This is a genomic window from Gordonia sp. YY1 (genome assembly GCF_009872315.1).
Lineage (GTDB): Bacteria > Actinomycetota > Actinomycetes > Mycobacteriales > Mycobacteriaceae > Gordonia > Gordonia amicalis.
On record NZ_WXYI01000047.1, the window covers coordinates 1 to 2,275 of the forward strand.

A 2,275-nucleotide genomic window follows, 5' to 3' on the forward strand; every position below is an offset into this window, starting at 1 on the left:
GAGCATCCTCAATAACGCGCCAAGGTGGTCCCATCCTCGTGGCAATCCAGGCGGTCCCATAGCAGTGGCAAATGACAGTCTGCTTCAAAATCGTGTTCGCTCGCCGCAGCTCACGGTTCTCCCGTTCCAGCTGCGCGATGCGTTCGGCGTCGCTGCTTGTGGTACCCGGCCGCACGCCACCATCGACCTCGGCCTGCTTGACCCACGTCCGCAGCGCTTCAGGATGCACGCCGAGTTGCTCAGCGATCCGTTTGAGCGCACCCGGCCGCGTAGCCGAGTCCTGACGGGCTTCCACCGCCATCCGCGTTGCCCGCTCCTTCAGCTCAACGCTGTACTTCCGAGGTGCTGCCATGCTCTCTATCCTTCCCAGGTTCGAGAGCCTCCGACAAACCCGGCCAATGACATGGCAGGTACCGCAGGCCGCCTCACCGCCGCAATCCCCGCCGATTCCCGGAACCGCCTCGTCCACTGCGGTTTGCATCAATGACTTGCCAGGCGTCAGCGTGGCGGGACAGTTGTCTCCGTTATGGGTGATATGGGGTGATATGGGTGATCGTGGCCATGGCCGCCTCCTTGATCGTGAGTGCTTCCTCGAGTCTGGACGCATCGGGTTCACCCAATCCATGGCCCAACGTCGCAATGAGTTGCTAAATTGGCTCACTGTGATCCCTCCTGTTGAACCTGGGGTGCCCCCCTTGGCGTTCGCGCAGCTTCTCGACTGCGGTGCGCTGAGGGAGGAGGAGACCCGAGCGTTCAGCCGAATCATGATCAGGGAGCAGGTCGACCTCAGATCACTAATACAGCGAGAGGCGCAAGTGCCGGTGCGGTGGTTTCGTGAGGTCTACCCAAATATGGGACCCCGCGACGGGTTTCGGCTGGGTGTCGCGTTCGCCAAACACGCCCAGCTAACTTCTTTCGGCCCACTGAGCCTGCCGCTGGTCAGCGCTGGGTCTGTCGCTGAAATCGTTGAGCTGCTTCGATTCCTGCCCTTGATCACAACCGCGCTGAGCGCAGATTTTCACCATGGCGACACTGGTCTGACCATCACTCTTGCTGGGCGCACCGACAGCGCCGGTACTGACTGCTTCGCCGTCACCTACGGGGGCCTGGCCGTACTACGCCTGGTGGAGATACTTGCCGGTGCTGTCCCATCGGTGGAATTACACCTGACCTGCCCAGCACCGACCGCGCCGCCAAACGAAGGGGACGTCGCGCACCGGCTTGTCTTTGATGCACCGGGATCGTTCGTGCAGATTCCGGCTCACGTGCTCCATGAGGTGTGCCGCTTCTCAGACCCCGTTGCCTACCGGGTCGGTATCGCTGAAATGCGACGTATTTTCAACCAGCGGCACAATAGCCCATATACGCAGTTCGTCCGCGCTCAGTTCGAGACAGGCCCTGCTCGAATCGACGGCAATCAGATCGCCAGAGAGCTAGCGATCTCAGTGAGTACGCTCAAGCGCCACCTCCAGGCCGAAGGCACCACATTGCGTCGCCTGCGGCAGGAGTTCATGAGGGAGCGTGCCATCGTCCGTCTCTTGGATCCCGGAGTAGGAGTTGGTCAAATCGCTGCCGAACTGGGGTACTGCGATGTTGCGAGCTTCTCCCACGCGTTCACACGTTGGGTCGGCTGCTCTCCGTCGCACTTCCGACACACCCGTGCGGGTCAACAACGTCGACAATCGGCAGCCCCTGATGTTGTCAGTCCTGGCGTAGAAAATTGACAAAGAAGCTGTCAACAATGGACGAATCTGCATATCGCTGGAAGTGCGCCAAATCCACTTTCGCGAACTCGCCAACAGCAGAGAAGAAGACCTGTTGCTCGATCGTCCCGGTCGCTTCGGATGCGTAGCAGGTGATCGGTGCTCTCAACTAATCACGCGGTGAGCCGCACAGGTACGTGCAAAGGCACCGGCCGACGGTACCTGACGGTAAGTGTGCGGGTGACCGCGGGGGTGCCGGCGGGCATCGAGCGGCAGAGGAACCGACGGGATCGCTCACCGACTGAAGGGCGTGGGCCTGAGTCGAGGATCTGACAGGTCTAGCGGTCGAGATAGAGGCGTGCTGCGTGGCGTTTGGCGGCGGCTTGGTGTTCTTCGGCTGCGCGGAGCGTGTCGCGGAGGGTTGCGAGGGCTTCGGTGATGCTGGCGATGGCTTCGGCGGGTGTGGTGGGGGCGCCGAGGGTGTCGACGGCTAGATGTACTGACCCGCCAGGTTGGGTACGCGGTCGGCGGGTGAGTCGCCTCTGAGTGCGGTGTGGCTGCGTTCGTGATTG

The 2,275-nt window shown here is 61.7% G+C and carries 2 protein-coding genes and 2 pseudogenes; 1 reads left to right on the forward strand and 3 read right to left on the reverse strand.

Features of this window, described 5'->3' with window-relative positions; all coding sequences use genetic code 11:
- On the reverse strand, positions 1-352 hold a 352-nt coding region (locus tag BPODLACK_RS23710; protein ID WP_236577760.1), incomplete at its 3' end, for a transposase.
- A 45-nt stretch (positions 353-397) separates the two neighbouring features.
- Positions 398-547 (reverse strand): annotated as a pseudogene (locus tag BPODLACK_RS23715) (2Fe-2S iron-sulfur cluster-binding protein); the annotation flags it as partial.
- Between the two features lie 76 nt (positions 548-623).
- Here BPODLACK_RS23715 and BPODLACK_RS23025 point away from each other — a divergent pair.
- Positions 624-1,724 (forward strand): helix-turn-helix domain-containing protein, encoded by a 1,101-nt coding sequence (locus BPODLACK_RS23025; protein ID WP_442903284.1) that lies wholly within the window; start codon positions 624-626, stop codon positions 1,722-1,724.
- A gap of 317 nt (positions 1,725-2,041) precedes the next feature.
- Here BPODLACK_RS23025 and BPODLACK_RS23725 read toward each other — a convergent pair.
- Positions 2,042-2,275 (reverse strand): annotated as a pseudogene (locus tag BPODLACK_RS23725) (hypothetical protein); the annotation flags it as partial.